At 61.4% G+C, this 26,001-nt stretch carries 26 protein-coding genes, 1 tRNA gene and 2 riboswitches; of the genes, 16 read left to right on the top strand and 11 right to left on the bottom strand.

Translation table 11 applies throughout. The annotated features are described in order from the left end of the window. Positions 1–3: 3 nt before the first annotated feature. The 5 genes from thiB to CYG48_RS14105 all read right to left on the bottom strand — a co-directional run bounded on the left by thiB (position 4) and on the right by CYG48_RS14105 (position 4,801). On the bottom strand, positions 4–1,014 hold the full coding sequence (gene thiB, locus CYG48_RS14125) for a thiamine ABC transporter substrate binding subunit (RefSeq protein ID WP_118851672.1): 1,011 nt from the start codon (positions 1,012–1,014) through the stop codon (positions 4–6). A gap of 36 nt (positions 1,015–1,050) precedes the next feature. Continuing rightward, a riboswitch (TPP riboswitch) is annotated at positions 1,051–1,151 on the bottom strand. Between the two features lie 49 nt (positions 1,152–1,200). Continuing rightward, complete coding sequence (locus CYG48_RS14120) at positions 1,201–1,599, bottom strand: VOC family protein (protein WP_118850957.1); 399 nt, start codon at positions 1,597–1,599, stop codon at positions 1,201–1,203. A gap of 108 nt (positions 1,600–1,707) precedes the next feature. Beyond that, positions 1,708–2,160 carry a response regulator gene (locus CYG48_RS14115; protein WP_118850956.1) on the bottom strand — a complete coding sequence of 151 codons (453 nt, stop codon included), beginning with the start codon at positions 2,158–2,160 and terminating at the stop codon, positions 1,708–1,710. A 159-nt stretch (positions 2,161–2,319) separates the two neighbouring features. Continuing rightward, on the bottom strand, positions 2,320–4,140 hold the full coding sequence (locus CYG48_RS14110; RefSeq protein ID WP_118850955.1) for an ABC-F family ATP-binding cassette domain-containing protein: 1,821 nt from the start codon (positions 4,138–4,140) through the stop codon (positions 2,320–2,322). Position 4,141: 1 nt separating this feature from the next. Beyond that, a complete protein-coding gene (locus CYG48_RS14105; RefSeq protein WP_199925151.1) occupies positions 4,142–4,801 on the bottom strand; it encodes a thiamine diphosphokinase in 660 nt (219 codons plus the stop codon). Between the two features lie 102 nt (positions 4,802–4,903). On the opposite strand from CYG48_RS14105, the gene CYG48_RS14100 reads away from it, so the two are divergent. From CYG48_RS14100 to CYG48_RS14085, 4 genes are all read left to right on the top strand, one after another. After that, a complete protein-coding gene (locus CYG48_RS14100) occupies positions 4,904–5,743 on the top strand; it encodes an AAA family ATPase (protein WP_118850954.1) in 840 nt (279 codons plus the stop codon). Positions 5,744–5,794: 51 nt separating this feature from the next. Further along, positions 5,795–5,872: riboswitch (SAM riboswitch) on the top strand. A gap of 70 nt (positions 5,873–5,942) precedes the next feature. Continuing rightward, the gene (gene metA / locus CYG48_RS14095; RefSeq protein WP_118850953.1) at positions 5,943–6,863 is read left to right on the top strand and encodes a homoserine O-acetyltransferase MetA; all 921 of its coding nucleotides are present in this window, start codon (positions 5,943–5,945) and stop codon (positions 6,861–6,863) included. A gap of 9 nt (positions 6,864–6,872) precedes the next feature. Then, positions 6,873–8,054: a vWA domain-containing protein gene (locus CYG48_RS14090; protein WP_118850952.1), complete on the top strand. Its 1,182-nt coding sequence runs from the start codon at positions 6,873–6,875 to the stop codon at positions 8,052–8,054. Positions 8,055–8,140: 86 nt separating this feature from the next. After that, entirely contained in the window at positions 8,141–9,163 is a 1,023-nt protein-coding gene (locus CYG48_RS14085) for an aldose epimerase family protein (protein ID WP_118850951.1), read from the top strand. A gap of 160 nt (positions 9,164–9,323) precedes the next feature. Here CYG48_RS14085 and CYG48_RS14080 read toward each other — a convergent pair. Continuing rightward, positions 9,324–9,398 (bottom strand) — tRNA-Gly (locus tag CYG48_RS14080). A gap of 259 nt (positions 9,399–9,657) precedes the next feature. On the opposite strand from CYG48_RS14080, the gene CYG48_RS14075 reads away from it, so the two are divergent. From CYG48_RS14075 to CYG48_RS14060, 4 genes are all read left to right on the top strand, one after another. Beyond that, complete coding sequence (locus CYG48_RS14075) at positions 9,658–10,167, top strand: prolyl-tRNA synthetase associated domain-containing protein (protein WP_118850950.1); 510 nt, start codon at positions 9,658–9,660, stop codon at positions 10,165–10,167. A 57-nt stretch (positions 10,168–10,224) separates the two neighbouring features. Next, positions 10,225–11,196, top strand: coding sequence for a thioredoxin (trxA, locus tag CYG48_RS14070; RefSeq protein WP_118850949.1), 972 nt, complete (start codon positions 10,225–10,227; stop codon positions 11,194–11,196). A 114-nt stretch (positions 11,197–11,310) separates the two neighbouring features. After that, positions 11,311–11,988: an LON peptidase substrate-binding domain-containing protein gene (locus CYG48_RS14065; RefSeq protein ID WP_118850948.1), complete on the top strand. Its 678-nt coding sequence runs from the start codon at positions 11,311–11,313 to the stop codon at positions 11,986–11,988. A 7-nt stretch (positions 11,989–11,995) separates the two neighbouring features. Continuing rightward, positions 11,996–12,184, top strand: coding sequence for a Trm112 family protein (locus CYG48_RS14060; protein WP_118850947.1), 189 nt, complete (start codon positions 11,996–11,998; stop codon positions 12,182–12,184). 9 nt (positions 12,185–12,193) lie between these two features. Here the strand turns inward: CYG48_RS14060 and CYG48_RS14055 are convergent, their stop codons facing one another. Then, positions 12,194–13,405 (bottom strand): ubiquinone biosynthesis hydroxylase, encoded by a 1,212-nt coding sequence (locus CYG48_RS14055; RefSeq protein WP_118850946.1) that lies wholly within the window; start codon positions 13,403–13,405, stop codon positions 12,194–12,196. Positions 13,406–13,492: 87 nt separating this feature from the next. Between CYG48_RS14055 and tesB the strand changes: the two genes are divergently transcribed. The 6 genes from tesB (at position 13,493) to CYG48_RS14025 (ending at position 20,794) form a co-directional block, all read left to right on the top strand. Beyond that, positions 13,493–14,377, top strand: a complete 885-nt coding sequence (gene tesB, locus CYG48_RS14050; protein ID WP_118850945.1) for an acyl-CoA thioesterase II — start codon at positions 13,493–13,495, stop codon at positions 14,375–14,377. A 213-nt stretch (positions 14,378–14,590) separates the two neighbouring features. Further along, positions 14,591–14,941: a P-II family nitrogen regulator gene (locus tag CYG48_RS14045; RefSeq protein ID WP_199925150.1), complete on the top strand. Its 351-nt coding sequence runs from the start codon at positions 14,591–14,593 to the stop codon at positions 14,939–14,941. 28 nt (positions 14,942–14,969) lie between these two features. After that, positions 14,970–16,307 (top strand): ammonium transporter, encoded by a 1,338-nt coding sequence (locus tag CYG48_RS14040; RefSeq protein ID WP_118850944.1) that lies wholly within the window; start codon positions 14,970–14,972, stop codon positions 16,305–16,307. A 197-nt stretch (positions 16,308–16,504) separates the two neighbouring features. After that, a complete protein-coding gene (locus CYG48_RS14035) occupies positions 16,505–19,201 on the top strand; it encodes an FtsK/SpoIIIE family DNA translocase (protein ID WP_118850943.1) in 2,697 nt (898 codons plus the stop codon). Between the two features lie 75 nt (positions 19,202–19,276). Then, entirely contained in the window at positions 19,277–19,912 is a 636-nt protein-coding gene (locus tag CYG48_RS14030; protein WP_118850942.1) for an outer membrane lipoprotein carrier protein LolA, read from the top strand. Between the two features lie 78 nt (positions 19,913–19,990). Then, positions 19,991–20,794, top strand: coding sequence for an exodeoxyribonuclease III (locus CYG48_RS14025; RefSeq protein ID WP_118850941.1), 804 nt, complete (start codon positions 19,991–19,993; stop codon positions 20,792–20,794). Between the two features lie 39 nt (positions 20,795–20,833). Here the strand turns inward: CYG48_RS14025 and CYG48_RS14020 are convergent, their stop codons facing one another. Beyond that, complete coding sequence (locus CYG48_RS14020) at positions 20,834–21,289, bottom strand: cyclic nucleotide-binding domain-containing protein (RefSeq protein ID WP_118850940.1); 456 nt, start codon at positions 21,287–21,289, stop codon at positions 20,834–20,836. Between the two features lie 21 nt (positions 21,290–21,310). Beyond that, complete coding sequence (locus CYG48_RS14015) at positions 21,311–21,994, bottom strand: response regulator transcription factor (RefSeq protein WP_118850939.1); 684 nt, start codon at positions 21,992–21,994, stop codon at positions 21,311–21,313. A 128-nt stretch (positions 21,995–22,122) separates the two neighbouring features. On the opposite strand from CYG48_RS14015, the gene CYG48_RS14010 reads away from it, so the two are divergent. Further along, the gene (locus CYG48_RS14010; RefSeq protein ID WP_118850938.1) at positions 22,123–22,674 is read left to right on the top strand and encodes a L,D-transpeptidase family protein; all 552 of its coding nucleotides are present in this window, start codon (positions 22,123–22,125) and stop codon (positions 22,672–22,674) included. A gap of 56 nt (positions 22,675–22,730) precedes the next feature. Here CYG48_RS14010 and leuC read toward each other — a convergent pair whose 3' ends face one another. Together leuC and rplS are read right to left on the bottom strand one after the other, a co-directional pair. After that, complete coding sequence (gene leuC, locus CYG48_RS14005; protein WP_118850937.1) at positions 22,731–24,140, bottom strand: 3-isopropylmalate dehydratase large subunit; 1,410 nt, start codon at positions 24,138–24,140, stop codon at positions 22,731–22,733. Positions 24,141–24,457: 317 nt separating this feature from the next. Continuing rightward, the gene (gene rplS, locus CYG48_RS13995) at positions 24,458–24,991 is read right to left on the bottom strand and encodes a 50S ribosomal protein L19 (RefSeq protein WP_118850935.1); all 534 of its coding nucleotides are present in this window, start codon (positions 24,989–24,991) and stop codon (positions 24,458–24,460) included. Positions 24,992–25,252: 261 nt separating this feature from the next. Here rplS and CYG48_RS13990 point away from each other — a divergent pair, with 261 nt between their 5' ends. Further along, positions 25,253–25,999, top strand: a complete 747-nt coding sequence (locus tag CYG48_RS13990) for a sulfite exporter TauE/SafE family protein (protein WP_118850934.1) — start codon at positions 25,253–25,255, stop codon at positions 25,997–25,999. The last annotated feature ends 2 nt before the right edge of the window (positions 26,000–26,001 follow it).

Genomic DNA, 26,001 nt, shown 5'->3' with positions numbered 1-26,001 from the left:
GCGCTAGTTGAGGCTCATCGCCGCCAGCCATTCATTGATCCAGGCCTGCCGGTTCTTGGCCACCTCGTCGGATCCCATCAGGAAGGTCTTCTTCGGCTGCACGAGCTTGTTGAACGCTTCCGGCAGGGGTTCGGAGGTCCTGGTCACCGGCATCATCCAGTTGGTCGTCGGGATGACATCCTGGAAAGCGGGCGAGACCATGAAGCGCAGGAAATCCTTCGCAAGATCCTTGTCCCTTGCGCCCTTCAGCAGCCCGGCAACCTCGATCTGGATGTAATGGCCTTCGGAAAAGGCGGCGGCTTGGTATTGGTCCGACTTCTCCTCCACCATGTGGTAGGCCGGCGAGGTCGTGTAGGAGAGGACCATCGGTACCTCGCCCTTGGTGAACAGGCCATAGGCTTCAGACCAGCCGGGGGTGACGGTGAGCACGCGCTTCTTGAGCTTGGCCCATGCTTCCGGTGCCTCGTCGCCATAAACGGAGCGGATCCAGAGCAGCAGGCCGAGTCCGGGCGTCGAAGTGCGCGGATCCTGGATGACGATCTTCTGCGACGGGTCGCCCTCGACCAGTTCCTTCAGGCTCTTTGGCGGGTTCTTGATAGCCTTGGTGTCGTAAACGACGCCGAAATGGCCATAATCATAAGGGATGAAGGTGTCGTCGGAATAGTCGCCCGGCACGTCCACCGCCGCCATGTCCAGCCCATGAGGCTCGAACAGGCCGATTGCCTTGGCTTCCGAGATCAGGTTGGTGTCGAGGCCAAGAACAAGATCAGCCTTTGAATTTTCGCCTTCGAGCCGCAGTCGGGTCAGCAGGGCAACGCCGTCCGAGACGCTCACGAAGTCGACCCGGCAGGCGCAGGTCTTCTCGAAGGCTTCCTTGACCTTGGGTCCCGGACCCCATTCGGCCGTGAAGCTTTCATAGGTGTAGACGGTGAGAGTCTTTTCCTGCGCCAGCGCATGGGTGGCGACGGAAAATGCGGCCGCTGCCGCAAGAAGCGAAATGATAAACCCGCGCATCGGCGCCTCCAGTTTCAAGTGACGGGAATAGGCGCTGATCAAGAGCCGTCTAATCCCTCCGCCGGTGTTAACCGGATCAGGTTCCGCGGGTTGGCCAAGCCTCTCAGCCGCGATCAGCGGCACCCCGTTAGAGCGGAACAAGATTTACTGGCAGAGGGAGAAACTGGCAAGAGCGAGATGGGTAGCTCAGGCCGCCGCACCCATGTCCATGTACATGATCTCCCAGACGTGGCCATCAGGATCCTGGAAGGAGCAGCCGTACATGGGACCGAACTCCATGTTCGGCTTCCATTCGCTGCCGCCGGCGGCAAGCGCCTTCTTCTTGAAGTCGTCGACTTCTGCTCGGCTGCTGGCGGAAAGGCAGTTCAGCACCTGCGTGGATGTCCTGGCGTCGCTGATCTCACCATTGATGAAGCCCTTGAACTTCTCGTGGGTCAGCAGCATCACGTAGATCTGCTCGCTGACGATCATGCAGCTTGCCGTATCGTCGGAGAAGTCCGGGTTTCGGGTGAAGCCGAGCGCTGTGTAGAAACGCGTGGCGCCTTCAAGATCGGCAACCGGCAGGTTTACAAAAATCATCCGCATGTCTGTCTCCTCGTCCTTGGATGATGCGTTTGGTGCATGGCCCAAGGACGAGCGAGGGGTGGTCCAGCCGACAGCGGTCGCCGATTTATTTTCGACGCTTGCGGATGATCAGTGCCTGCTCTGCGGGAAAACCCGAAGTTCGCGCGGCACGACGGCCATGCCGCCCAGGCGGTTGGCAATCGCATAATCGATCGTCCGTTCCACCACCTCGGGCATGACCGGCTTGGTCAGCACGCCGAGAGGACCATCGACGCCATCCTCAACGTCTTCCGGGTTGCCTGTCATGAAGATGACGGTGACGCCATATTCCTGCGCCAGTTCGCGTCCGATCTCCGGGCCGGTACGGCCGTCGGAAAGGTTGACGTCGACAAGGGCTATATCCGCATGGGCGCCGAGGGTCATGGCATGTTTGCGTCCACTTGCGAAACCTGCGACCTGCAGGCCCATGCCCTCAACCGTTTCAGCGACATCGAGGGCAATTAGGAACTCGTCCTCGACGATCAATACGCGCTGGTTCATCGCTTCACTGGCCAGCCGACTACGCATTACATTTGTCAGCATGAGACGTCCCCATCCGTTCAGGGTTGTGAAACTGCCGAAGTCTCAACGTGATGTTTCGGCCTTTTCCTGCACATCGAACGGCGTGCGGGACAGAGTTGTTCCGGCTTGCGACAAATATTTCTGTGCGTAACTATTTGTTAAGCCTAACGAAATCTGAATCTAGCCTTCCAGCTCCTCGCGCAGCATCTCAAGCTCCAGCCATTCCTCCTCCATTTTCGTCAGCTTTTCCCGCAGCTTCTCCATCTCGGCGGCCAGACGGTTGAAGGTAGCGGGATCCTTGGTAAAGAGGTTGGGGTCGGCCATCTTCTGTTCGCGGGCTGCGATCTCGGCTTCCGCCTTCTCCATCTCCTTCGGCAGGTTTTCGAGCGCAAACTTCTGCTTGTAGGAAAGCTTGCCCTTGGCCTTTGGCGCTTCAGAAGCCGGCGCGGCGGAATCGGACTTCGCCTTTTCGGCCTTCTCCACCCGCCGTTTTTCCTCCAGCGCGCCGCGGCGCTGCGCCAGCATGTCGGTGTAACCGCCGGCATATTCGATCCAGCGGCCATCGGGCGCATCCGGGTTGGCGGGCGCAATCGTCGAGGTGACGGTGCGGTCGAGGAAGTCGCGATCGTGGCTGACGAGGATGACGGTGCCGCTGTAACCTGCGACGATCTCCTGCAGCAGGTCGAGGGTTTCGATATCGAGGTCGTTAGTCGGTTCGTCGAGGATCAGCAGGTTCGAGGGCTTGGCCATGATCCGCGCCAGCATGAGGCGGGCGCGCTCGCCGCCGGAGAGGTTCTTGATCGGCGTCCTGATCTGCTCGGGCTGGAACAGGAAGTCCTTCATGTAGCCCGCGACATGGCGCTGCTCGCCGTTCACCAGCAAGGTCTCGCCGCGCCCGTCCGTCAGATAATGGGACAGGGTGTCTTCGGGATTGAGGTCTTCACGTTTCTGGTCGAGCGTGGCGATCTCCAGGTTGGCACCGAGCTTCACGGTGCCCGTGTCCGGCGCCAGTTGTCCCGTCAGCATCTTCAGGAGCGTCGTCTTGCCGGCGCCGTTCGGTCCCACGAGACCGATGCAATCGCCACGGTGCACGCGAATGGAGAAGGGCGCCACGATCGGTCGGTCGTAGTTCTTGGTGATGTTTTCCGCCTCGATCACCAGCTTGCCGGACTCACGGCCTTCGGTGATCTGTGCCTGCACGGTGCCTTGCGGACCCTTGTGGCCGCGGTAGTTGGCGCGCATCGTCTGGAGTTCGCCAAGCCGGCGCATGTTGCGCTTGCGCCGCGCGGTCACGCCGTAGCGCAGCCAGTGCTCTTCGCGCTCGATCGCCTTGCCGAGCTTGTGCTGTTCCAGTTCTTCGGCTTCCAGAACCTCGTCGCGCCAAGCCTCGAAATGTGCAAAGCCGCGATCGAGGCGCCGTGATGTGCCGCGATCGAGCCAGACGGTGGCGGTCGATACCTTTTCGAGGAAACGCCGGTCGTGCGAGATGAGGACGAGGGCGCTCCGCGTCTTGCGCAGTTCCTCTTCCAGCCACTCGATCGTCGGCAGGTCGAGGTGGTTGGTCGGCTCGTCGAGCATCAGGATATCCGGCTGCGGAGCCATGACGCGCGCCAGCGCCGCGCGCCGCGATTCTCCGCCGGATAGCGTCTTGGGATCTTCCTGGCCTGTCAGCCCGAGATGCTCCAGCAGATAGGTGACGCGGTATGGGTCATCGCCAGGCCCGAGCCCTGCTTCGGCATAGGCCTGTACGGTATCGTAACCGCTGAAATCCGGCGCCTGCTCCAGGTAGCGGATCGTCGAGGAGGGATGGCGAAATACTTCGCCCGACTGAGGCTCGACCATGCCGGCGGCGATCTTCATCAAGGTCGACTTGCCCGAACCGTTGCGACCGACAAGGCAGATACGGTCACCCGGCTCGACCTGCAGGTCGGCGCCTGCAAGAAGGGGCGCGCCGCCGAAGCTCAGGAAGATGTCATCGAGTTTGAGGATTGGGGGCGCCAAATCAGGCTCCTGTAAAATCAAGAGGGCGGGCGAGGATCATCGCCTTGCCGCTGCGTAGATGGAGTTCCACCCGGCCTTCCGCAACATTGGAAACGGTGCGCGAGGAGCCGAAGGGAAGCGTGAAGTCTTGAAGGGGATAACGGGCTCCCTGGATGTCGAGGCCTTCGAGCCTGGAAAAGCCGATGACCGAAAACAGGGCGCCGGCCGGAAGGTCGAGCGTGCGGCTTTCACCGGCAATCAGGGGCACGGCCTCCTCCTCGCCGGATGAGAGGGAAATCTCGAAGCCCTGCTCGGCCATGCTTACTGCATGCAGCAGATGCTGGAGCGCGTGGTCGCTCCGTTCGCCGCCGAGCGCGCCGAGGAACACGAGCTTGCGGGCGCCTCTTTCAACCGCCTCCGCCGTTGCGATCTCGCCATCGGTTTCAGACTTGGCGGGCGGATAGGTCTTGCGCTCCACCTGCGGGAACCGTTTGATCATATCATCGTCGGTAGAATCGAAGTCGCCGACCCACAGTTCAGGCATCACCCCCAGGGCCAGCGCATGCCGCATGCCACTGTCTGCCGCAATGAAGCGGCTGCCCGCGACCGCGGCTTTGACGCGGTCCGTGACGGTGAGATTGCCGCCCAGCAGGATGGTGAAGGTGGATGCGATCATGGCCATGCCCATAGCGTAAAGCGGGGGCGGAGGGAAAGCGGCTTGCGCTTGCCTCTGAAGAATCGAGTCCCTAGTTTGCAGCCAGTTTTTGAATGGCAGGACACACGCATGCATTTCGAGGGTACAGCCGACTATATCGCCGACAAGGACCTGATGGTCGCGGTCAATGCCGCGATCCGGCTGGAGCGGCCGCTGCTCGTCAAGGGCGAGCCGGGCACAGGCAAGACCGAACTGGCGCGGCAGGTGGCGGCAGCGCTCGGCGTCGATCTCATCGAATGGAACGTCAAGTCCACCACCAAGGCGCAGCAGGGGCTTTATGAATATGATGCCGTTTCGCGCCTGCGTGACAGCCAGCTCGGCGATGAACGGGTCCATGATGTCGCCAACTACATTCGCCGCGGCAAGCTGTGGCAGGCCTTTGCCGCCGACAAGAAGGTCGTGCTGCTGATCGACGAGATCGACAAGGCCGATATCGAGTTCCCGAACGATCTGTTGCAGGAGCTCGATCGCATGGAGTTCCACGTTTATGAAACGGGCGAGACGGTGAAGGCCAAGGTGCGGCCGATCGTGATCATCACCTCCAACAACGAAAAGGAACTGCCGGACGCCTTCCTGCGGCGCTGCTTCTTCCACTACATCCGCTTCCCCGACGCCGAGACGCTGGCGCGCATCATCGAGGTGCATTACCCGGGCATCAAGCAGGCGCTCGTGCGCAATGCGCTCAACCAGTTCTACGAGATCCGCGAGGTGCCGGGGCTGAAGAAAAAGCCGTCCACCTCCGAAGCGCTCGACTGGATCCGGCTGCTCGTCGCCGATGACGTCGATCCCGCGGATCTGCGCGCCGACCCGAAGAACGCCCTGCCCAAGCTGCACGGCGCGCTGTTGAAGAACGAGCAGGACGTGCATCTTTTCGAGCGCATGGCGTTCATGGCCAGGCGCGAGAGGTAAGGGGCGAATTTGCTGCCATTGACGCGCGCGATAGCAAGGCTTATTTGAGCAGCTGTGTTTTGTGGTGATTTGGCCGGCCGGCTTGCAGCCACGTTAAAAAAGTCGCTAAAGGGCCGCGAGAAGATGACACCCAGTACATCCTTTTCCGGACCGGTCGCGATTTCGTCGCCGCCGGTTTTATTTTTTGTTGGGTTCAGCCATGCCGATCAAGATTCCAGATACGCTTCCCGCCTTCAGCACCCTTGTTTCGGAAGGGGTGCGGGTGATGACCGAAACTGTCGCCGTGCGGCAGGATATCCGTCCGCTGCAGATCGGGCTTCTCAATCTCATGCCCAACAAGATCAAGACCGAGATCCAGATCGCGCGTTTGGTCGGAGCATCGCCGCTGCAGGTGGAATTGTCGCTCGTCCGGGTCGGCGGCCACAAGGCCAAGAACACCTCTGAAGAGCATCTGCTGTCGTTTTATGAGACCTGGGACGAGGTGAAGCACCGGAAGTTCGACGGCTTCATCATTACCGGTGCGCCGATCGAAACGCTTCCCTTCGAAGAGGTCACCTATTGGGATGAGATGAAGCAGATCTTCGACTGGACCGCCACCAACGTGCATTCGACCATGAATGTCTGTTGGGGCGCGATGGCGGCGATCTACCACTTTCACGGCGTGCCGAAATACGAGTTGAAGGAAAAGGCGTTTGGCGTGTACCGCCACCGCAATCTTGCTCCGTCATCCGTCTATCTCAACGGCTTTTCGGACGACTTCCAGGTGCCCGTTTCGCGCTGGACCGAGGTGCGTCGCGCTGATGTCGAAAAGGTGCCCGACCTCGAGATCCTGATGGAATCCGACGAGATGGGCATCTGCCTCGTGCATGAGAAGGCCGGCAAACGCCTCTACATGTTCAACCACGTCGAATACGACTCCACCTCGCTCGCCGACGAATATTTCCGCGACGTCAATGCCGGCATCCCGATCAAGATGCCGCATGACTATTTCCCGCATAACGATGACACGCTGACGCCCTTGAACCGCTGGCGCAGCCATGCCCATCTTCTGTTCGGCAACTGGATCAACGAGATCTACCAGACCACGCCATACGATCTGGAGAAGATCGGCACGGAGTAAGGCGGCCGCATGTTCATTCCGTTTTTCCTTCAGCTTCGGGATGCGAAGATACCCGTGACGCTGCGGGAATTTCTGGCGCTCCTCGAAGGGCTGGAAGAGGGCCTGGCAGATTTCGATGTCGAAGCCTTCTATTTCCTCGCCCGCTCCGCGCTGGTGAAGGACGAGCGGCATATCGACAGGTTCGATCAGGTGTTCTCCTCCTATTTTCGCGGCGTCGAAGCCGTGTCCGGAGCGCCGGGTGTCGATATGGCCGAGCTTCCGGAGGAGTGGCTGCGCAAGCTTGTCGAAAAGCACCTGACGGACGAGGAAAAGAAGCTCGTCGAATCACTTAGGGGGTTCGAGAAGCTCATGGAGACGCTGAAGAAGCGGCTCGAAGAGCAGAAGGGGCGCCACCAGGGCGGCTCCAAATGGATCGGCACGGGCGGCACTTCGCCCTTCGGCGCCTATGGCTACAATCCGGAAGGCGTGCGGATCGGGCAGAAGACGTCGCGCCATCGGCGGGCGGTGAAGGTGTGGGACAAACGCGAGTTTCGCGATTTCGACGATACGGTCGAGCTTGGCACGCGCAACATCAAGATCGCCCTGAAGCGCCTGCGTCGCTGGGTGCGAGAAGGTGCCGCTGAGGAGTTTGACCTGCCGGGCACCATCCGCTCCACCGCGGAGCATGGTTATCTCGACGTCCAGACACGGCCCGAACGGCGCAATGCCGTGAAGCTGCTGATGTTCTTTGATGTCGGCGGCTCGATGGATGACCACATCCGCATCGTCGAGGAACTGTTTTCCGCTGCGCGCGCCGAGTTTCGGCACATGGAGCATTTCTACTTCCACAATTGCCTCTATGAAGGGGTCTGGAAGGAGAACCGGCGCCGGTCCGAGCGCATCGCGACGACGGACCTGATCCGCAGCTATGGCAGCGACTACCGGGTGATCTTCGTCGGCGACGCCTCGATGAGTCCCTGCGAGATTACCCATCCCGGCGGGTCTGTCGAGCACTGGAACAAGGAGCCGGGAGCGGCGTGGATGCGCCGTGTCACCGATCACTTCCGTCGCTGCGCCTGGCTCAATCCGGTGCCGGATGAGCATTGGCGCTACACGACCTCGATCGGGCTGATGCGGCAGTTGATGGACGAGCGCATGTATCCGCTGACGCTTGGCGGGCTGGAACAGGCGACGCGGGTGCTGACCCGCTGACATGATAAAAATTAAGCGGCGCTGACGTTGCGGGTTTTCCGCAAATCGCGCAGTTTGGCCGCGAAAACACGGGTGGAGGGCATGTGATGACGGGTGAGGATCTTGAGCTATTCGGCAAAACGGAAACGGGCGAGCCGGTCTATCGCGTCAGGCTCACCGGCGGCGGGCTGACGGCCAATGTCATTACCTGGGGTGCGGTGATCCAGGACTTGCGGCTCGAGGGCCATGAGCCGCCGCTGGTGCTTGGCTTCGAGAACTTCGACGACTATCCGGTGCATTCGCAGTATTTCGGCGCCACCCCGGGCCGTTGCGCCAACCGCATCTCCGGCGGTCGCTTCACGCTGGACGGCAAGCAGTACCAGCTGGAGATGAACCAGCCGGGCATCGGCCACCTGCATGGCGGCACGGATGGGCTTGGGCGCAGCAACTGGACGATTGTCGAGCATGGCGCTGACAAGGTCGTGCTGCGCATCACCGATCCGGACGGCCGCGCCGGTTATCCCGGCAATTGCACGGTGACGGCGACCTACCAATTGAAGGAGGAGGGCGGATTGTCCGTGCGCTACGAGACGACGACGGACCAGCCGACGCTCGCCAATATCTGCCAGCACTCGTATTTCAACCTCGACGGTCGCGAGGATGCGCTCGCCCACGACATCATGATCGCCGCCGACCATCTGGTCGAGGTCGACGAGAAGCAGTTGCCAACCGGCAAGCTGACGCCGGTCGCGGGCACGGCTTACGACCTGCGCGAAATGGGCCCGATGAACCGCCAGGATGGCGGCAGCCAGGTGCTGTTCGACCACAATTATTGCCTGTCGGAGAACCGGGTCTTGAAGCGTTCTGTGGCGCTGGTGCGCAGCATCTATTCCGGCGTCTCGATGGAAGTGCGCACGACGGAGCCAGGCATCCAGTGTTATGCCGGCTTCAAGATCCCGCAGATCCCCGTGCCGGGGCTCGAGGGACGTCGCTACGGGCCATTCGCAGGCTTCTGCCTCGAAACGCAGATCTGGCCCGATGCCATCAACCACGAAGGCTTCCCGAACGTCGTGCTGCGCCCCGGCGAAACGCTGGTTCAGGACACGGACTACGTCTTTTCGAAGAACTGAGGGAGGCGCCTGGCGTCTTCCTGTCTTGAGGGCTGATCGGCAGGGCGCTCGCTCACGCGGGCGTCTCTAGGCGATTGGGGGTGGTGGGAAATGCTGCGCCGTGCGTTCGCGAAAGGACGCTGGGTGGTCGCTCTGTCAGTTTTTCTGTCTGGGAGAAAACTGGAGCGGGCGAGGCGATTCGAACGCCCGACCCCAACCTTGGCAAGGTTGTGCTCTACCCCTGAGCTACGCCCGCTCATCAATCCATCGGTCTGGGGTAGTTCGCTAGACCGTGGCGCCGTCGGCTCGTTGCCGGCGACGGGCGCTATATGGCCCAGACCGTTTTCAGATGCAACAGGAAAATTGCGTTTGATGCGAAGAAAAATTCGTGGCCTCGCAAAGCGCCTGCAAAGCAAGGATTTTGCTGTTGTTGATGCCGGCAGGATCGCCTTCGCTTGCCAGTTCCGGGCGCCCGGCTATAGTCCCGCACGCCTTCAACCAGAGCCCAACTGCCCATGACCGATTCTTTGCCCAAGACGCCGAGTGATCTTTTCCAGTTCCTCGACAGCCTCAACATCCAGCATTCGACCAAGAACCATCCGCCGGTCTTCACCGTGTCGGAATCCGAAAGCCTGCGCGACGAAATTCCCGGCGGCCACACGAAGAACCTCTTCGTCAAGGACAAGAAGGACCAGTACTTCGTGCTGACCGTCGAGGAGCGCGCCACGGTCGACCTCAAGACGGTGCACAAGGTGATTGGTGCGTCGAGCCGCGTCTCCTTCGGTCGCCCGGAAAAGCTGATGGAATATCTTGGCGTCGTGCCGGGCTCTGTCACCGTCTTCGGTGCCTTCAACGATACCGGCAACAATGTCACCTTCGTGCTGGACGAAGACCTGATGAAGCATGACATCATCAACGGACACCCGCTTTCCAACGATGCCACGACATCGATCGGTCGCGATGACCTCATCCGTTTTCTCGAGGCGACCGGCCATCGTCCGCTTGTCTTGAAAGTCACGGACTGACATACGATCTTTGCAAGCAAGATTGCCAATGACAGCAAGCGCTTCGGGAGAACATTCATGAGCGGCACAGACAATCCCTACGGGGGCTCCTATGGCGGGCAGATGAATGCCACGGCCAGCTATGGCGGAGCGCCTGCGGCTGCTGCGGATGCCGGCTATATCAAGGACACGACGACAGCCGGCTTCACCAAGGATGTTCTTGAGGAATCGCGTCGCCAGCCGGTGCTGGTGGATTTCTGGGCGCCGTGGTGCGGTCCGTGCAAGCAATTGACGCCGGTGATCGAAAAGGTGGTCAGCGAGAGCAGGGGCCAGGTCAAGCTGGTCAAGATGAACATCGACGACCATCCGTCGATCCCCGGACAGCTCGGCATCCAGTCTATCCCGGCGGTCATCGCCTTTGTTGACGGGCGTCCGGTCGATGGCTTCATGGGCGCCGTGCCCGAGAGCCAGATCCGCCAGTTCATCGAAAAGCTCGCCGGCCCTCCGGGTGCCGACCAGGCAGCCGAGATCGAAGCGGTCTTGGCGGAAGCCGAAACGCTGCTCGGCAATGGAGACGTTCAGGGTGCGGCACAGCTTTATGGCGCCGTGCTTCAGGCCGACCAGGAAAACGCCAAGGCGGCGGCCGGCATGATGCAATGCCTGATCGCGCTCGGCGACACTGATCGCGCAAGCCAGATGCTGGGCTCGCTCCCCGAGGATCTTGCGAAGGATCCGGCGGTGCAGGCTGTGGCCAAGAAGCTCGAGCAGATCGAGGAAGCGCGCAAGCTGGGTGACCCCGTTGCGCTGCAGCGGCAGCTCGACGCCAACCCGGACGATCACGAGGCGCGGCTGAAGCTTGCGAAGATCCTCAACGTCCAGGGAGAGCGGGAACAGGCGGCAGATCACCTGCTGACGATCATGCGCAAGGACCGGGCCTTCGACGATGATGGCGCCCGTCGCCAGCTGCTGCAGTTCTTCGAGGTATGGGGTCCGAAGGATCCGGCCACGATTGCTGCCCGTCGGCGCCTGTCGTCCATTCTTTTTTCGTAACAAGCAGGAGCGCCTCCCGCTCCTCGGCCTTGCGATCTGAAACAGCTGCCCCACATTCTCCGGGTGGCGAGCTTGTCGCCGGTCTGAGCCGATAGGTCGGGAGGTGTCGGACCCATGCATGTGGGAAATGCGAGATATCTGAAGCGTGAGGATCTGCCGGAAACGGCACCTGTGTTTCCTCTCACGGGGGCTCTGCTTCTGCCGGGCGGTCAACTGCCTCTCAACATCTTTGAGCCGCGTTACCTGGCCATGTTCGATGCAGCATTGGCCGGCGATCGGTTGGTCACCATGGTGCAGCCTTCGCTTGTCGAGGGTGAGGGTGCCGTGGAAAGCGTGCGGCCACCGCTGTCGGGCATCGGCTGCATCGGCCGCATCACCTCCTTTGCCGAAACCGGCGACGGGCGCTACATCACCTCGCTCAGCGGCATCTGCCGCGTGCGCCTGCTGGAGGAAGTCGGTGGCGGACATCCGTACCGCACTTTCAAGCTTGCGCCCTTCATGACCGACCTTTCGGCTGAAGATGACGAGGGCAGCGTCAATCGCATGGAACTGCTGCGGGTGTTTCGCGCGTACCTCGATGCCAACAAGCTGGAAGCGGACTGGGAAAGCGTCGAGCGGGCCGGAAACCGCACGCTCGTCAACTCGCTGTCGATGATGTCGCCATTCGGGCCTGCTGAAAAGCAGGCGCTTCTGGAGGCGCCGGACCTGAAAACGCGCGCCGAAACCCTGATCGCCATCACCGAGATCTTCCTGGCGCGCGGCTTCAGCGATTCCGAGCCGGTGCTTCAGTAGGCGAGCCATGGACGAAAAGCTCAGCAAGGTCGATCCTAAGCTTCTCGACCTCCTTGTCTGCCCACTGACAAAGGGGCGGCTGTCGCTGAAGCGGGACAGCAACGAGCTCGTTTCGGAGCGGGCGCAGCTCGCTTACCCGATCCGGGATGGCATCCCGATCATGCTGGTCTCCGAAGCCCGCAAGATCGAAGACTGATCGCCAGCCTCAGATCGCCTCGCCACGCAGCAGGCTTGGCCCCTCGCTCGATTTGCCCGCCGCCTGGTCGATGAAGAAATTCTTCAGCTTCGGCATGCGCTCGACAATGCCGAGACCGAAGTCGCGGGCGACCCTGAGCGGCGTGTTGTCGTTGGAAAACAGCCGGTTCAACACATCGGTGGTGACGCCCATGCGAAAGGTATCGAAGCGCCGCCAGGTCTGGTAACGCTCCAGCACGTCCAATGCGCCGATATCCAGCCCCAGCCTGTCGGCTTCGACGACCGTCTGCGCCAGCGCTGCGACATCCTTGAAGCCGAGGTTCAGGCCCTGGCCGGAGATCGGGTGGATGCCATGCGCCGCGTCGCCCGCCAGCGCCAGTCTTGGTGCAACGAAGGAGCGGGCAAGCGTCAGGCCGAGCGGGAATGCCTTGCGGCCTCCCACCACCTGGATCTCGCCGAGCTTGTGGCCGAAGCGGCGCTGCAGTTCATCCTCGAAGACCAGATCATCCGATTCGACCAGCCGATCGGCATCGGCGGTGCGTTCTGTCCATACTAGCGACGAGCGGCTGCCGGTGAGCGGCAGGATGGCGAAGGGGCCGGAGGGCAGGAAGTGCTCTTCCGCCACGCCTTGATGCGGACGCTCGTGGGAAACGGTCGCGACGATGCCCGACTGGCCGTATTCCCAGGTGACCGTCTTGATGCCGGCCATGTCGCGCAGCTTGGAGCGAACGCCGTCGCAGGCAACGAGCAGCCGGGTTTGGGTGGTCGAGCCGTCCGAGAAGGATACCTGGCACTGGCTGCCGGTGTTCGTGAAGCCGGTGGCGCGGATCCCGTGGCGGATGGTGATGCCGAGCCGCTCGGCTGCGCCACGCAGTGCACGCACCATGCTGACATTCGGCACCATATGGGCAAACGGGCGGCCCTCCTCGACCTCTCCATCGAAGGTCAGGAAGACGGGGCGCACGGGGTCCGAGGTGCGGCTGTCGGTGACGATCATGCGGTTGATCGGCTGGGCGTCGGGCAGGATCTCGTTCCACACACCAAGCACTTCCAGCATGCGGGTCGCGGCCGCGATGATGGCCGAAGCGCGTTCGTCCTTTTGCCAGACGTGCTCGGGCGCGGCCTCAACCACTTCCACGGCAAGATGCGGCGCCGCCTGTTTGACCGCGACCGCCGCGGCAAGCCCTACGTAACCGCCTCCCACAACCAGCATGTCCAGCATTTGCGCTCACTCCCGTACGACTTGAGAAACTTCTGAGCGAGATATAGATCATCGGCCAGCCGCTTCCTACCGTTGGAGATCGTCATAATGTCGCGCCAGACCCAAATGCCTTCCGCCATGGAGACTTTGATCGCGACGCTGGATCTCGAAACGCTGGAGCATAACCTGTTTCGCGGTACGAGCCCGGATATCGGCTGGCAGCGGGTTTTCGGCGGTCAAGTGATCGCGCAGGCGCTGATGGCGGCGCAGAGAACCGTGGATGCCGACCGGTTCGTTCATTCGCTGCACGCCTATTTTATGCGACCGGGCGATCCGGCCGTGCCGATCCTCTACCAGGTCGAGCGCATCCGCGACGGATCGAGCTTCGTAACGCGACGCGTGGTGGCGATCCAGCACGGCAAGGCGATCTTTTCGCTGTCTGCATCCTTCCAGATCGAGGAGGATGGCTTTGACCACCAGTTTCCGATGCCGGAGGTCACGCCGCCGGAACAGCTGATGGGTGAGAAGGAGTTCAAGGAGCTTTTCCTGCCCAAGGCGCCGGCCACCGTGCGCCGGTACTGGGAGCAGGAGCGGCCGATCGAGGTTCGCCCGACATCGCTCGTCCATTACCTCAGCAAGGACAAGCTGGAGCCGCGCCAGGACATCTGGGTCCGGACGGTTGGGGAGGTGCCGGACAACCGCCACTACCAGGCGGCCGTTCTCGCCTATCTCTCGGACATGACGCTGCTCGACGTCTCGCTTTATCCGCATGGGATTTCGCTGTTCGATCCAACCATGCAGGCGGCGAGCCTTGACCATGCCATGTGGTTCCATCGTCCGGTGCAGTTCGATGACTGGCTGCTCTACAGCCAGGATAGCCCGAGTGCATCGGGTGCCCGCGGAATGACCAGAGGCAGCATCTATACCCGGTCCGGCACGCTGATCGCCTCGGTCGCCCAGGAAGGTCTGATTCGCAAACGGGCAGACGCATAATAATTGTGCATATTTGAATCTCTGCCCATATTTTTGCCCAAATTCGGCCGCGCCACTGCCTGTTTGAGCGGCTTTCTGAAAATCTCCGTTTGATTTCAATAAATTATCTATCGTCATCGAATCTGGCACGCCCTTTGAATGTATTTGCTCAGTCGCCGTCACTTGTTGGCGCGATGAGCAGGATCCGGCCTCAAACGCCGAGACAAACAAAGGATGGGAAGCCAGATGAAAATCGTGATGGCCGTTATCAAGCCGTTCAAGCTGGATGAGGTGCGCGAAGCCCTTACGGCTGTCGGGATCCAGGGCCTGACCGTCACCGAAGTCAAAGGTTACGGGCGCCAGAAGGGACATACCGAGATCTACCGCGGAACCGAATACGCCGTAAGTTTTCTGCCCAAGCTGAAAATCGAAATTGCCGTCCCGACGGACCTCGTTGATCGCGCTGTCGAAGCGATCGCGTCTGCCGCCAAGACCGGCCAGATCGGTGACGGCAAGATTTTTGTCTACTCGATCGAGCAGGCCGTGCGCATCCGTACCGGCGAAACCAACACAGAAGCGCTCTAAGCACGGCTGACAGGGGAGTTTTTAAGCTATGCTATTCAACAAGATTTCCACTCTGGGACGCCTGGGTGCCGCGGCTGCGGCCCTGATGGCTCCGGCTGGCGCGTTTGCGCAGGACGCTGCTGCCGCCGCTGCTCCGGAAACCATCAACGCCGGCGATACCGCCTGGATGCTGATGTCCACCGTGCTCGTTCTCTTCATGATCCTGCCGGGCCTTGCGCTGTTCTACGGTGGTCTCGTTCGCACCAAGAACATGCTTTCCGTTCTCATGCAGTGCCTGGTTGTTTCCTCGGCCGTCATGATCATCTGGGTCGTGTACGGCTACAGCCTTGCCTTCACCAACGGTGGCGGCCTCAACACCTATATAGGCAGCTTCGAAAAGCTGTTCCTGGCAGGCGTGAACTCCGACAGCATTTCCGGCACCATTCCGGAATATGTCTTCATCTCCTTCCAGATGACGTTTGCCTGCATCACGCCGGCGCTGATCGTCGGTGCCTTCGCCGAGCGCATCAAGTTCTCGGCCGTGATCCTGTTCACCGTTCTCTGGGTGACCTTCGTCTATTTCCCGATGGCACACATGGTCTGGTCGGGTGACGGCGCCCTGATGTGGGACTGGGGTGCGCTCGACTTCGCCGGCGGCACGGTTGTTCACATCAACGCTGGTATCGCAGGTCTCGTTGGCGCGATCATGGTCGGCAAGCGTACCGGCTTCGGCAAGGACATGATGGCTCCGCACTCCATGACGCTCACCATGGTTGGCGCTTCGATGCTGTGGGTTGGCTGGTTCGGCTTTAACGCCGGTTCTGCTGCTGCCGCGAACGGCACCGCTGGCCTCGCCATGATCAACACCTTCACGGCAACTGCCGGCGCCGTCGTCGCATGGTGCGTCATCGAAACCTTTGCCCGTGGCAAGGCTTCCATGCTGGGTGCAGCTTCCGGCGTCATCGCCGGCCTCGTTGCCGTCACCCCGGCCGCTGGTGCCGTCGGCCCGATCGGCGCGATTTTCCTCGGCGCGATCGCTTCGGCCCTCTGCTACTTTGCGGTCTCGGTCGTGAAGAACAAGTTCGGTTATGACGACACGGCAGACGTCTTTGGCGTCCACGGCGTTGGCGGCATCGTCGGGGCCATCGGCACCGGCATCTTCGCCAGCACCTCGCTCGGTGGCGGCGGTTATGTCGAAGGCGTGACCATGGCGGCCCAGGTCTGGGTCCAGATCAAGTCGGTCATCGTCACGATCCTGTGGTGCGGCATTGGCTCGGCGATCCTCTACAAGATCGTTGACGTGATCGTCGGTCTGCGCGTTCCGGTCGAAGCCGAACGCGAAGGTCTCGACCTCGCCAGCCACGGCGAAGCCGCCTACCACAACTAAGCCTGCAGCACGCAGAAAACGAACCACGGAAGGCCCGGACAATGTCCGGGCCTTTTGCCGTTTCGGCTGATCTTCACCATTCATTGAGGTTAAAGCCGTCTTAACCATCCGCCCGCTATCGTTGGAAGGAATCGTGCGAGTCGCAGGCATCTGCCGGCTCGCGCAGGCTGGACGTGGCAAGAACGGCGGTACAGGAAATGGGCAGAAGCAGTTCCGCGACGATGGCGAACCACTCGACGCGCTATGTGCTCACGGCTTTTGTGTTGCGACAGGCACTGGCCTTGGCCGGATTTTGTGTCGTCGTGGGGCTCGGCCTTGCGGTTGCAGCGCTGGCGACCTGGAACGTGTCCGACCCGAGTTTCTCCTACGCCACCGACAACCCGCCCACCAACATTCTCGGATATTCAGGTGCTGCCTTTGCCGACCTGATGATGCAGTTCCTGGGTCTTGCCAGCATCGTCGCGCTGTTGCCGATCCTTGCCGTGGCGCTGGCGCTCATTTCCGGCCGCCGTTACGACCGCATTCCTGCACGGCTGGCTGCCTGGGGCGGCGGCACGTTGCTCGCCGCCGCGACGCTCGGCTGCTTTCCGGCGCCGCCGACCTGGCCGATCCCGAACGGCATCGGTGGTGTCATCGGTGACATGATCCTGCGCTTTCCGGCGCTCTTCGTCGGCGCCTACCCGACCGGCATGGTGGCAACCGTGCTCGGCTGCATCTTCACCATCCCCTGCATCTACCTGATGCTGTTTGCCTCCGGTCTCGTGGGCGAAGCGTTCGAGGAGGAATTTGCCGATGACGACCAGCCGGTTGTCGTCGCACGGGCGCGGCCGCGCCGCGAAGAGGTCGAGGATGAAGATGATGAGGATGGGCTTCTCACGCGCCTGTCGAACGTCATCGCCTTTGGCGCCATCGCCCACTATTGGTACATCACTCAGGCGCGCCTGCGTCGGATCGTCGGCATCAAGCCGCGTCCGCGCATGGCCTTCGACCAGCCTTACGACTTCAACGAAGACGAGTTCGGCACGCTCAACGAACCGGTGCGCGCCAAGGTGACGCCGGCGACGGCGGGCCAGCGGCTGGAGCCTTCGCTGGACGGTCCGGCTCCGCGTGCGGCCAATCCGCGCCGCGTTGTGTCGACGCCAGCGATTGCCGCGCTGGATGACGACTACGATGACGATCCACCATTTGACGTGGACGACATGCCGCCGCGTCCGGCCGGCATCCTTTCCGATGATGATGACCTGCCTTTTGCAGCCTCACGCGCCTCGCAGGCGGCCGGGCGGAGCTCATCGCGCGTTGTCCCTGCCGCAACGCCACCGAAGCCGAGCGCCCGCGTTGCCCGTGACGCACAATCCAGCTTCATTTCCCCCGATGGATTCCAGCTTCCGTCCGTCCACCTTCTGAACGAACCGAAGGCCGTTGCGCGCGATGCGTCGCTGTCGGCCGATGCGCTGGAGCAGAATGCACGCCTGCTCGAAGGCGTGCTGGAGGATTTTGGCGTCAAGGGTGAGATCATCCACGTCCGGCCGGGTCCGGTCGTGACGTTGTACGAACTCGAGCCTGCGCCAGGCATCAAGTCTTCCCGCGTGATCGGTCTTGCCGATGACATTGCCCGCTCGATGAGTGCGATCGCCGCGCGTGTCGCCGTTGTTCCGGGTCGAAACGCAATTGGTATCGAACTGCCGAACAGGACGCGCGAAACCGTCTACCTGCGGGAGATGATCGGCTCCAAGGATTTCGAGGGCAGCAAGGCGAAGCTCGCCATGGCGCTCGGCAAGACGATCGGCGGCGAACCTGTCGTGGCCGACCTTGCCAAGATGCCGCATCTGCTTGTCGCCGGTACCACCGGCTCCGGTAAGTCGGTCGCCATCAATACGATGATCCTGTCGCTGCTTTACCGCTACACGCCGGAAAAGTGCCGCCTGATCATGATCGACCCAAAGATGCTAGAACTCTCCGTCTATGACGGCATCCCGCATCTGCTCTCTCCCGTGGTCACGGACCCGAAGAAGGCCGTTGTCGCGCTCAAGTGGACCGTCCGCGAGATGGAAGAGCGCTACAAGAAGATGTCGAAGATCGGCGTGCGCAACATCGACGGCTTCAACAGCCGCGTCGAGCAGGCGATCGAAAAGGGCGAGGTCCTGACCCGGACAGTGCAGACGGGCTTCGACCGCCAGACGGGCGAGGCCGTCTACGAGACGGAAGAATTCGATCTGCAGCCGATGCCTTACATCGTCGTCATCATCGACGAAATGGCCGACCTGATGATGGTGGCCGGCAAGGATATCGAAGGTGCGGTCCAGCGCCTGGCGCAGATGGCGCGTGCAGCCGGCATCCACGTCATCATGGCGACCCAGCGTCCATCGGTCGACGTCATCACCGGTACGATCAAGGCGAACTTCCCGACGCGCATCTCCTTCCAGGTCACGTCGAAGATCGACAGCCGCACCATTCTCGGCGAGCAGGGAGCCGAACAACTGCTCGGCATGGGCGACATGCTCTACATGGCCGGTGGCGGACGCATCCAGCGTGTCCACGGGCCTTTCGTGTCCGACACGGAAGTCGAGGACATCGTCGCCTACTTGAAAACGCAGGGCGCACCCCAATATCTCGATGCGATCACGGCGGACGACGACGAAGAGGATGAAGGCGGCGGGCCAGCGGGCACGTCCAACCTCTCCGACTCGGATGATCCCTATGATCAGGCGGTGGCGATCGTGCTGCGTGACGGCAAGGCATCCACCTCCTACATCCAGCGCCGCCTCGGCATTGGCTACAACCGTGCCGCCTCCCTGATCGAACGTATGGAGCAGGAGGGGCTGATCGGCCCTGCCAACCATGCCGGTAAGCGCGAGATACTGGTGCCGACCGAGAGCGACATCCTCGATCGGTAAGGCTTTCGTGATCACGGCGCGCCTGCCCTCAAGCCGCCGTGTTTGCCGCCGAGAGAAGCAGGGTAGGAGACCAGAATGACAGAAGAAAAATCGATCCTTTCGAATATCGGGCGCCGGCAGTTCTCGCTTGGCCTCCTGAGCCTGGCAGCCACGACGCTGGTCCCGCAGCTTGGTTTCGCGCAGTCATCCTCGGCCGCGCAGAAGATCGCCGACCACTTTTCGTCGGTGAAGACGATGATGGGCGAATTCGTGCAGTTCGGCCCCCGCGGGGAGCAGACCGGCGGCAAGTTCTTCATCGAGCGTCCCGGCAAGCTTCGTTTCAATTTCGAGGATCCGTCCCCGATCCGCGTCATCGCAGACGGCAAGAATGTCGTGATCGGCAATTTGAAGCTGAAGACCTGGGACATCTATCCGCTGTCCAAGACGCCGCTCAGCCTGCTGCTCGCGAACCGCATCGACCTTGGCAACCAGATGGTGCGCGACGTCCGCGAGGAATCCGACCTCACCACCATCGTGCTCGGCAACAGGACTGTGTTCGGCGACTCGACCATCACCATGATGTTCGATTCCAAGACCTATGACCTTCGCCAGTGGACGATCACCGATGCCCAGAACAAGGACACCTCGGTGATGATCTATAACGTCCGCAACGGCGTGAACTTCGACAACAAGGTCTTCACGATCCCCTACGACGAAGTCCGCAAGCTTTAAGCCGCATCCTCGGCCTTTTCGCTTTCCGCGGCGACGCAAATTTCCTAAACCTCGTGGTGAAATGCGAGGTTTTCGTTTATGACGTTTTCCATCACCACCTGGAATATCAACTCGGTCCGGCTGCGCATGCCGATCGTCGAGCAGTTCATCGTCCGCCACAAGCCGGACATCCTGTGCCTCCAGGAGATCAAGTGCCAGGAGCCGGAATTCCCGCTCCAGCCCTTCAAGGACCTTGGCTACGCCCATGTGATCATTCACGGGCAGAAGGGCTATCATGGCGTTGCGATCGCCTCGAAGGTGCCGCTTCTGGAAGACCACCGCCAGAACTACTGCAATGTCGGCGATGCGCGCCATATCTCGGCGATCTTCGAGCGCGGCTCGCGCCGCATCCGGCTGCACAACTTCTATGTCCCGGCTGGCGGCGATGCACCCGATCGCAGCATCAACCCGAAGTTCGGCCACAAGCTCGACTTCGTGGAAGAGATGAAGGCGCTGAAGGCGGATCCGATGCCCGGCGTTTCGTCAATTCTCGTCGGCGACCTCAACATTGCGCCGCTCGAGCATGACGTCTGGTCGCACAAGCAGATGCTGAAGATCGTCAGCCACACGCCAGTCGAGACCTCCGGCCTGATCGAGGTGATGCAGAAGGGCGGCTGGCTTGACCTGATGCGCCAACACGTGCCGGAAACGGAAAAGCTTTACACCTGGTGGAGCTATCGCGCGAAGGACTGGCTGGCGGCCGACAAGGGGCGCCGCCTGGACCACATTTGGTCGTCGCCGGATCTTGGCCCCTTCCTGGAGCGGATCGAAGTGCTGAAGGAAGCACGTGGCTGGAACCAGCCGTCCGACCATGTGCCGGTGACGGCGGTGTTCAAGTTTTAGGGTAGGTGAGGGGCAGCCTGACGGGCTGCCCTTGTCGATCTATCGGAACCGGTGCTCCATCGCGGCAGCGGCCTTGGCCAGCCCCGCGATGTTATCCTTGATGCGTGCCTCGACCACGCGGCCAACCTGCGGATATTCCTCCAGCAGGCGGTGGAACAGCGAGCGGCTGATCTTCATGGCTTCGGCGTCTTCCACTGCAACGGCGGTGAACTTGCGCTCTACCATGGTCACGAGCGCGAGCTCGGACAGGAGTGTGCCGGGGCCGACCACAGCCTCCACCCGTTGCTCGCCATCCCGTCCCGTCACACGCAGCTCAAAATGGCCGCGCGCGACGATGAAGGCGGATTCCGCCGGCGACTTCTCGCGAAACAGCTGCTTGCCCGGCTCCACCTGGCGCCGCTCGGCGCCAAAGGCGACAAGCCGAAGCTGGTCCTCGGTCATGTCCCGGAACAGCGGGACCTGGGACAGCAGCCGGATATCCTCGATAAGCGCCATGAGTGGTTCTGATGCCTGCCTTTACGGAACGATCTTGTAGCCGCCGTTCTCGGTGACGAGGATCTCGGCGTTGGAAGGATCACGCTCGATCTTCTGCCGCAGGCGGTAGACGTGGGTTTCCAGTGTATGCGTGGTCACGCCGGAATTATAGCCCCAGACTTCTTCAAGCAGGATATCGCGCGTCACAACCTTCTGGCCGGCGCGGTAAAGGTAGCGGATGATCGCGGCTTCCTTTTCCGTCAGGCGGATCTTCTTGCCGTCTTCGGTGGTCAGGAGCTTCTGGCTCGGCTTGAACACGTAAGGGCCGACGGTAAACGTCGCGTCCTCGCTCTGCTCGTACTGGCGCAACTGGGCACGGATACGTGCCAGCAGGACCGCAAAGCGGAAGGGCTTGGTGACATAATCGTTGGCGCCGGCTTCCAGGCCAAGGATCGTGTCGGAATCGGTGTCATGGCCCGTCAGCATGATGATCGGCGCCTTGAAGCCGTTCTTGCGCAGCAGCTTCACAGCCTCGCGCCCATCCATGTCAGGCAGGCCAACGTCCATGATCAACAGGTCGATCTGGCTCGCCTTGGCGGTGTTCATCGCCTTGGCGGCATTGGCTTCCTGGAGGATCGAGAATTCTTCGTAGAACGACAGCTGCTCGACAAGCGTCTCGCGCAGATCATCGTCGTCATCCACCAGAAGTATCGTACGTGCTGCCATGCGTCATGCCTTTCGTTCACCCGGTGCAGGCGTAAGCCTTTTCATGCACATTCAGGTTGTTCGATCTAAATCCCAACGTGCTATGAATTCAAACGAAATCATATTCAAAGCAAAACCTTGTGAGAAAAATGCAGCATTCTCGTCATCAGCGCCGTGATCGTCCGACGATCATCACGGTGCGAACGGCGCCGCGCAACCGACAGCGCGCCCTGGTTTCGATTGGCCCGGTCACGATGCAGGCGGCGCTCGGGCGTTCAGGCACGACCTGCCTGAAGCGGGAGGGCGATGGCGCGACGCCAATCGCCAGCATGCGGCTTCTCTGTGGCTTCACACGCGGGGAACGGGTGCGCCTGCCGCCGACCGGGCTGCCGATGAAGCGCATCAAGGCTGACATGCTGTGGTGCGACCAGCCGAACCATCCTTCCTATAACCAGCTAGTGAAGGCCCCCTTCAAGCCAAGCCATGAGGAGATGAAGCGGGCGGATGGCCTCTACGACGTCTGCCTCGTACTCGATTGGAATATCACCTCGCGCCGGCGCCACCGCGGTTCGGCGATCTTCTTCCACCTGATCAAGCCAGGCTACCAACCGACAGCCGGCTGTGTTGCCGTCAGCCTGCGCGACATGAAGCGCTTGCTGCCTTTCCTGCGGAAGGGAACGTTGGTGAGGGTTCTCGGCTGAAACAAAAATGCCCGGCGTTGTCGCCGGGCATCGAGGCATGACTTAGCGGAAGCGGGTTATTTCCACTCGCGGATGTCGACGAAGTGGCCGGCTATCGCTGCGGCTGCGGCCATGGCCGGAGACACGAGGTGCGTACGGCCCTTGTAGCCCTGGCGGCCTTCGAAGTTGCGGTTAGAGGTCGATGCGCAACGTTCGCCCGGCTTCAGGCGGTCATCGTTCATGGCCAGGCACATGGAGCAGCCCGGCTCGCGCCACTCGAAGCCCGCGTTCTTGAAGATCACGTCGAGGCCTTCGGCTTCCGCCTGTTCCTTGACGATGCCGGAACCCGGAACGATCATCGCTGACACCGTCGGCGCAACCGTGCGTCCTTCAACAACCTTGGCGGCGGCGCGCAGGTCTTCGATGCGGCCGTTGGTGCAGGAGCCGATGAAGACGCGGTCGATCGCGATATCGGTCATCTTGGTGCCCGGCTTCAGGCCCATGTAGTCAAGCGCACGCCACTTGGAGGCTCGCTTGGTTTCGTCCTGGATCTCATCCGGGTTCGGAACCACGCCCTGAACCGACACGACGTCTTCCGGCGAGGAACCCCAGGAGACGATCGGCGGCAGGTTGGCGGCATCAAGCACGACGACCTTGTCGAAATGCGCGCCTTCGTCGGTGTGGAGCGTCTTCCAGTAGTCGAGCGCCATGTCCCAGGCTGTGCCCTTCGGGGCGCGCGGCTTGTCCTTGATGTATTCGAAGGTCGTCTCGTCCGGTGCGATCAGGCCGGCGCGGGCGCCGCCTTCGATCGTCATGTTGCAGACCGTCATGCGGCCTTCCATGGACAGCGAACGGATTGCTTCGCCGGCGAACTCGATGACGTGGCCGGTGCCGCCTGCGGTGCCGATCTCGCCGATGATGGCGAGGATGATGTCCTTGGCGGTGACGCCCGGCGGCAACTGGCCATCAACACGCACGAGCATGTTCTTGGCCTTCTTCTGCACCAGCGTCTGGGTGGCCAGCACGTGCTCCACTTCGGAGGTGCCGATGCCATGCGCGAGCGCGCCGAAAGCGCCGTGGGTCGAGGTGTGGCTGTCGCCGCAGACAATCGTCATGCCCGGCAGCGTGAAGCCCTGTTCGGGGCCAACGATATGCACGATGCCCTGGCGGACATCCTTTTCCGAATAATATTCGACACCGAAGTCACGCGCGTTCTGGGCCAGCGCTTCCACCTGGATGCGGCTTTCCTCGTTCTTGATGCCCTCGTGGCGGTCGGAGGTAGTCGGCACGTTGTGGTCAACGACGGCAAGCGTCTTCTGCGGCGCGCGCACCTTGCGGCCGGCCATGCGCAGACCTTCAAACGCCTGCGGCGACGTCACTTCGTGGACGAGGTGACGGTCGATATAGAGAAGACAGGTGCCGTTCTCGTCGGTCGAGACAACGTGGTCGTCCCAGATCTTGTCATAAAGGGTACGTGGTGCGCTCATGGCTGCTATCCGTTCAGCTGAATGAAGTGAGTATCGGGAAGAGTGGCAGCATCAGGCTGCCCAAGCTGAGAAGATCAGCTAAGTCGGTCGCAAAGCGCCCCGGATACCCGCGCGAAGAAGCGTGCCGGCAGACGCTTGTGGTCCTGCAGCACGATGATCTGGTTCGCGAGGCATCTGAATTTTGATCCCATGGCTGCCGGGATAACAGTTTTCGGCGAAATCGGCAACGGATTTGCGCGACTTGGGTGCTGGCCGCGCTCCAGAAACAGAAAAGGCGGCCCGAAAGCCGCCTTTCCAGATCAATTCGATCGAGAAGCTTATTCAGCTGCTGCTTCTGCAGCCTTTGCTTCTTCAGCTGCCTTGGCTTCAGCGGCTTCTGCTGCTGCCTTTTCGGCGGCGAGAGCCTGTGCTGCAGCTACCTTTTCAGCTTCCAGGCGTGCCTTTTCTTCGGCAACGGCCTGACGCTCGGCGTCGTTCAGCTTGCGAGCGCGAACGCCGGTGTTCTCGACGATACGAGCCGACTTGCCGCGCAGGTTGCGCAGGTAGTAGAGCTTCGCACGACGGACCTTACCGCGGCGAACGACTTCAACGCCTTCAACCATCGGCGAGCAAACCGGGAATACGCGCTCAACGCCTTCGCCGTAGGAAATCTTGCGGACCGTGAAGCTTTCATTGAGGCCGCCGCCGGAACGGGCAATGCAAACGCCTTCGTAAGCCTGTACGCGGGTGCGGTTACCTTCCGTCACGCGAACGTTGACGCGAACGGTGTCGCCCGGGGAAAATTCAGGAAGCGTACGCTTGGCTTCGATCTTGGCGACCTGTTCGGCCTCAAGCTGCTGGATGATGTTCATCGTCTCAAACCCTTGGTTCTTCTGAAACAGCCAGAGCGCTCCTTCATTCCTTGGTCCATGCCTCGGAACTTGCCATTCGGCTGAGCGGGTTCGCCATTCTTTGTTGCTGGTCGAGGGGGAGTATCTCCCACGTCCGGGTGCGCCATTACACCAAAGAGCAGCACTTGTCATCCCATTGGGTGCAAATTTTTCCGTCAAACCTGCTGTTGCCGGGCCTGAGCGAAGGCGATATCTCCGCAAATCAGGGATGAGGAATTTTCAATGACAATAACAATGATCGTGTTGCTGGCCGCCGCCGGGTTCGTTTCTGGCGCGGTGAATGCGATTGCCGGCGGCGGTACTTTCCTGACTTTCGGTGCAATGACCATCGCCGGGGTTCCGCCGATCACCGCCAATGCCACGTCGTCGATCGTGCAACTGCCGGGCTATATCACGTCGACGCTCGCCTACAAGGACGAGATCTCCAAGGTCTGGCGGGGTGCGCTGCTCCTTTCAGCCGTTTCCCTGCTCGGCGCCCTGGGCGGATCGCTCATCCTGCTGTCGCTCGACAATCCGTCCTTCCGTTCACTCGTCCCGTGGCTTCTCGCAGCGGCGACCGCGGTTTTCGCGGCCGGACCGTGGCTGACACCGAAGGCGACCGCCGAACGCACGGCCAATTCGCCGTCCACCGTCATCGGCCAGTTCCTCACCTCGATCTATGGCGGGTTCTTTGGCGCCGGCATGGGGATCATGATGCTCGCCGTGCTCGGCATCACCATGGGCGGCAACTACCACCATCTCAATGCGCTCAAGAACATGTTCGCGACGTTGATCGCCATGGTCGCAATTGTCGTCTTCATCGGCGGTGGCGTCATTGCCTGGCCGGAAGCGCTGGTGATGATCCCGGCCGGCGGGCTTGGCGGTTATTCCGGCGTCTGGATGGCGCGGCGCGTTCCGCAGGTCGTGCTTCGCTGGTGTGTCGTCGGTGTCGGTATCGCCTTGACGATCTATTATTTCGTCACGGGTTGAGG

This window comes from Neorhizobium sp. SOG26, from assembly GCF_003491345.1.
GTDB classification, from domain to species: Bacteria; Pseudomonadota; Alphaproteobacteria; order Rhizobiales; family Rhizobiaceae; genus Neorhizobium; species Neorhizobium turbinariae.
The sequence above is the reverse complement of the archived record's forward strand: the minus strand, read 5'-3'. Positions and strand labels throughout refer to the sequence as shown.

Bases quoted from the DNA above. Each gene is read 5' to 3' on its own strand.
- thiB (WP_118851672.1), bottom strand. From the start codon at position 1,014: ATGCGCGGGTTTATCATTTCGCTTCTTGCGGCAGCGGCCGCATTTTCC.
- CYG48_RS14120 (WP_118850957.1), bottom strand. From the start codon at position 1,599: ATGCGGATGATTTTTGTAAACCTGCCGGTTGCCGATCTTGAAGGCGCC.
- CYG48_RS14115 (WP_118850956.1), bottom strand. From the start codon at position 2,160: ATGCTGACAAATGTAATGCGTAGTCGGCTGGCCAGTGAAGCGATGAAC.
- CYG48_RS14105 (WP_199925151.1), bottom strand. From the start codon at position 4,801: ATGGCCATGATCGCATCCACCTTCACCATCCTGCTGGGCGGCAATCTC.
- CYG48_RS14100 (WP_118850954.1), top strand. From the start codon at position 4,904: ATGCATTTCGAGGGTACAGCCGACTATATCGCCGACAAGGACCTGATG.
- metA (WP_118850953.1), top strand. From the start codon at position 5,943: ATGCCGATCAAGATTCCAGATACGCTTCCCGCCTTCAGCACCCTTGTT.
- CYG48_RS14090 (WP_118850952.1), top strand. From the start codon at position 6,873: ATGTTCATTCCGTTTTTCCTTCAGCTTCGGGATGCGAAGATACCCGTG.
- CYG48_RS14085 (WP_118850951.1), top strand. From the start codon at position 8,141: ATGACGGGTGAGGATCTTGAGCTATTCGGCAAAACGGAAACGGGCGAG.
- CYG48_RS14075 (WP_118850950.1), top strand. From the start codon at position 9,658: ATGACCGATTCTTTGCCCAAGACGCCGAGTGATCTTTTCCAGTTCCTC.
- trxA (WP_118850949.1), top strand. From the start codon at position 10,225: ATGAGCGGCACAGACAATCCCTACGGGGGCTCCTATGGCGGGCAGATG.
- CYG48_RS14065 (WP_118850948.1), top strand. From the start codon at position 11,311: ATGCATGTGGGAAATGCGAGATATCTGAAGCGTGAGGATCTGCCGGAA.
- CYG48_RS14060 (WP_118850947.1), top strand. From the start codon at position 11,996: ATGGACGAAAAGCTCAGCAAGGTCGATCCTAAGCTTCTCGACCTCCTT.
- CYG48_RS14055 (WP_118850946.1), bottom strand. From the start codon at position 13,405: ATGCTGGACATGCTGGTTGTGGGAGGCGGTTACGTAGGGCTTGCCGCG.
- tesB (WP_118850945.1), top strand. From the start codon at position 13,493: ATGTCGCGCCAGACCCAAATGCCTTCCGCCATGGAGACTTTGATCGCG.
- CYG48_RS14045 (WP_199925150.1), top strand. From the start codon at position 14,591: ATGGGAAGCCAGATGAAAATCGTGATGGCCGTTATCAAGCCGTTCAAG.
- CYG48_RS14040 (WP_118850944.1), top strand. From the start codon at position 14,970: ATGCTATTCAACAAGATTTCCACTCTGGGACGCCTGGGTGCCGCGGCT.
- CYG48_RS14035 (WP_118850943.1), top strand. From the start codon at position 16,505: ATGGGCAGAAGCAGTTCCGCGACGATGGCGAACCACTCGACGCGCTAT.
- CYG48_RS14030 (WP_118850942.1), top strand. From the start codon at position 19,277: ATGACAGAAGAAAAATCGATCCTTTCGAATATCGGGCGCCGGCAGTTC.
- CYG48_RS14025 (WP_118850941.1), top strand. From the start codon at position 19,991: ATGACGTTTTCCATCACCACCTGGAATATCAACTCGGTCCGGCTGCGC.
- CYG48_RS14020 (WP_118850940.1), bottom strand. From the start codon at position 21,289: ATGGCGCTTATCGAGGATATCCGGCTGCTGTCCCAGGTCCCGCTGTTC.
- CYG48_RS14015 (WP_118850939.1), bottom strand. From the start codon at position 21,994: ATGGCAGCACGTACGATACTTCTGGTGGATGACGACGATGATCTGCGC.
- CYG48_RS14010 (WP_118850938.1), top strand. From the start codon at position 22,123: ATGCAGCATTCTCGTCATCAGCGCCGTGATCGTCCGACGATCATCACG.
- leuC (WP_118850937.1), bottom strand. From the start codon at position 24,140: ATGAGCGCACCACGTACCCTTTATGACAAGATCTGGGACGACCACGTT.
- rplS (WP_118850935.1), bottom strand. From the start codon at position 24,991: ATGAACATCATCCAGCAGCTTGAGGCCGAACAGGTCGCCAAGATCGAA.
- CYG48_RS13990 (WP_118850934.1), top strand. From the start codon at position 25,253: ATGACAATAACAATGATCGTGTTGCTGGCCGCCGCCGGGTTCGTTTCT.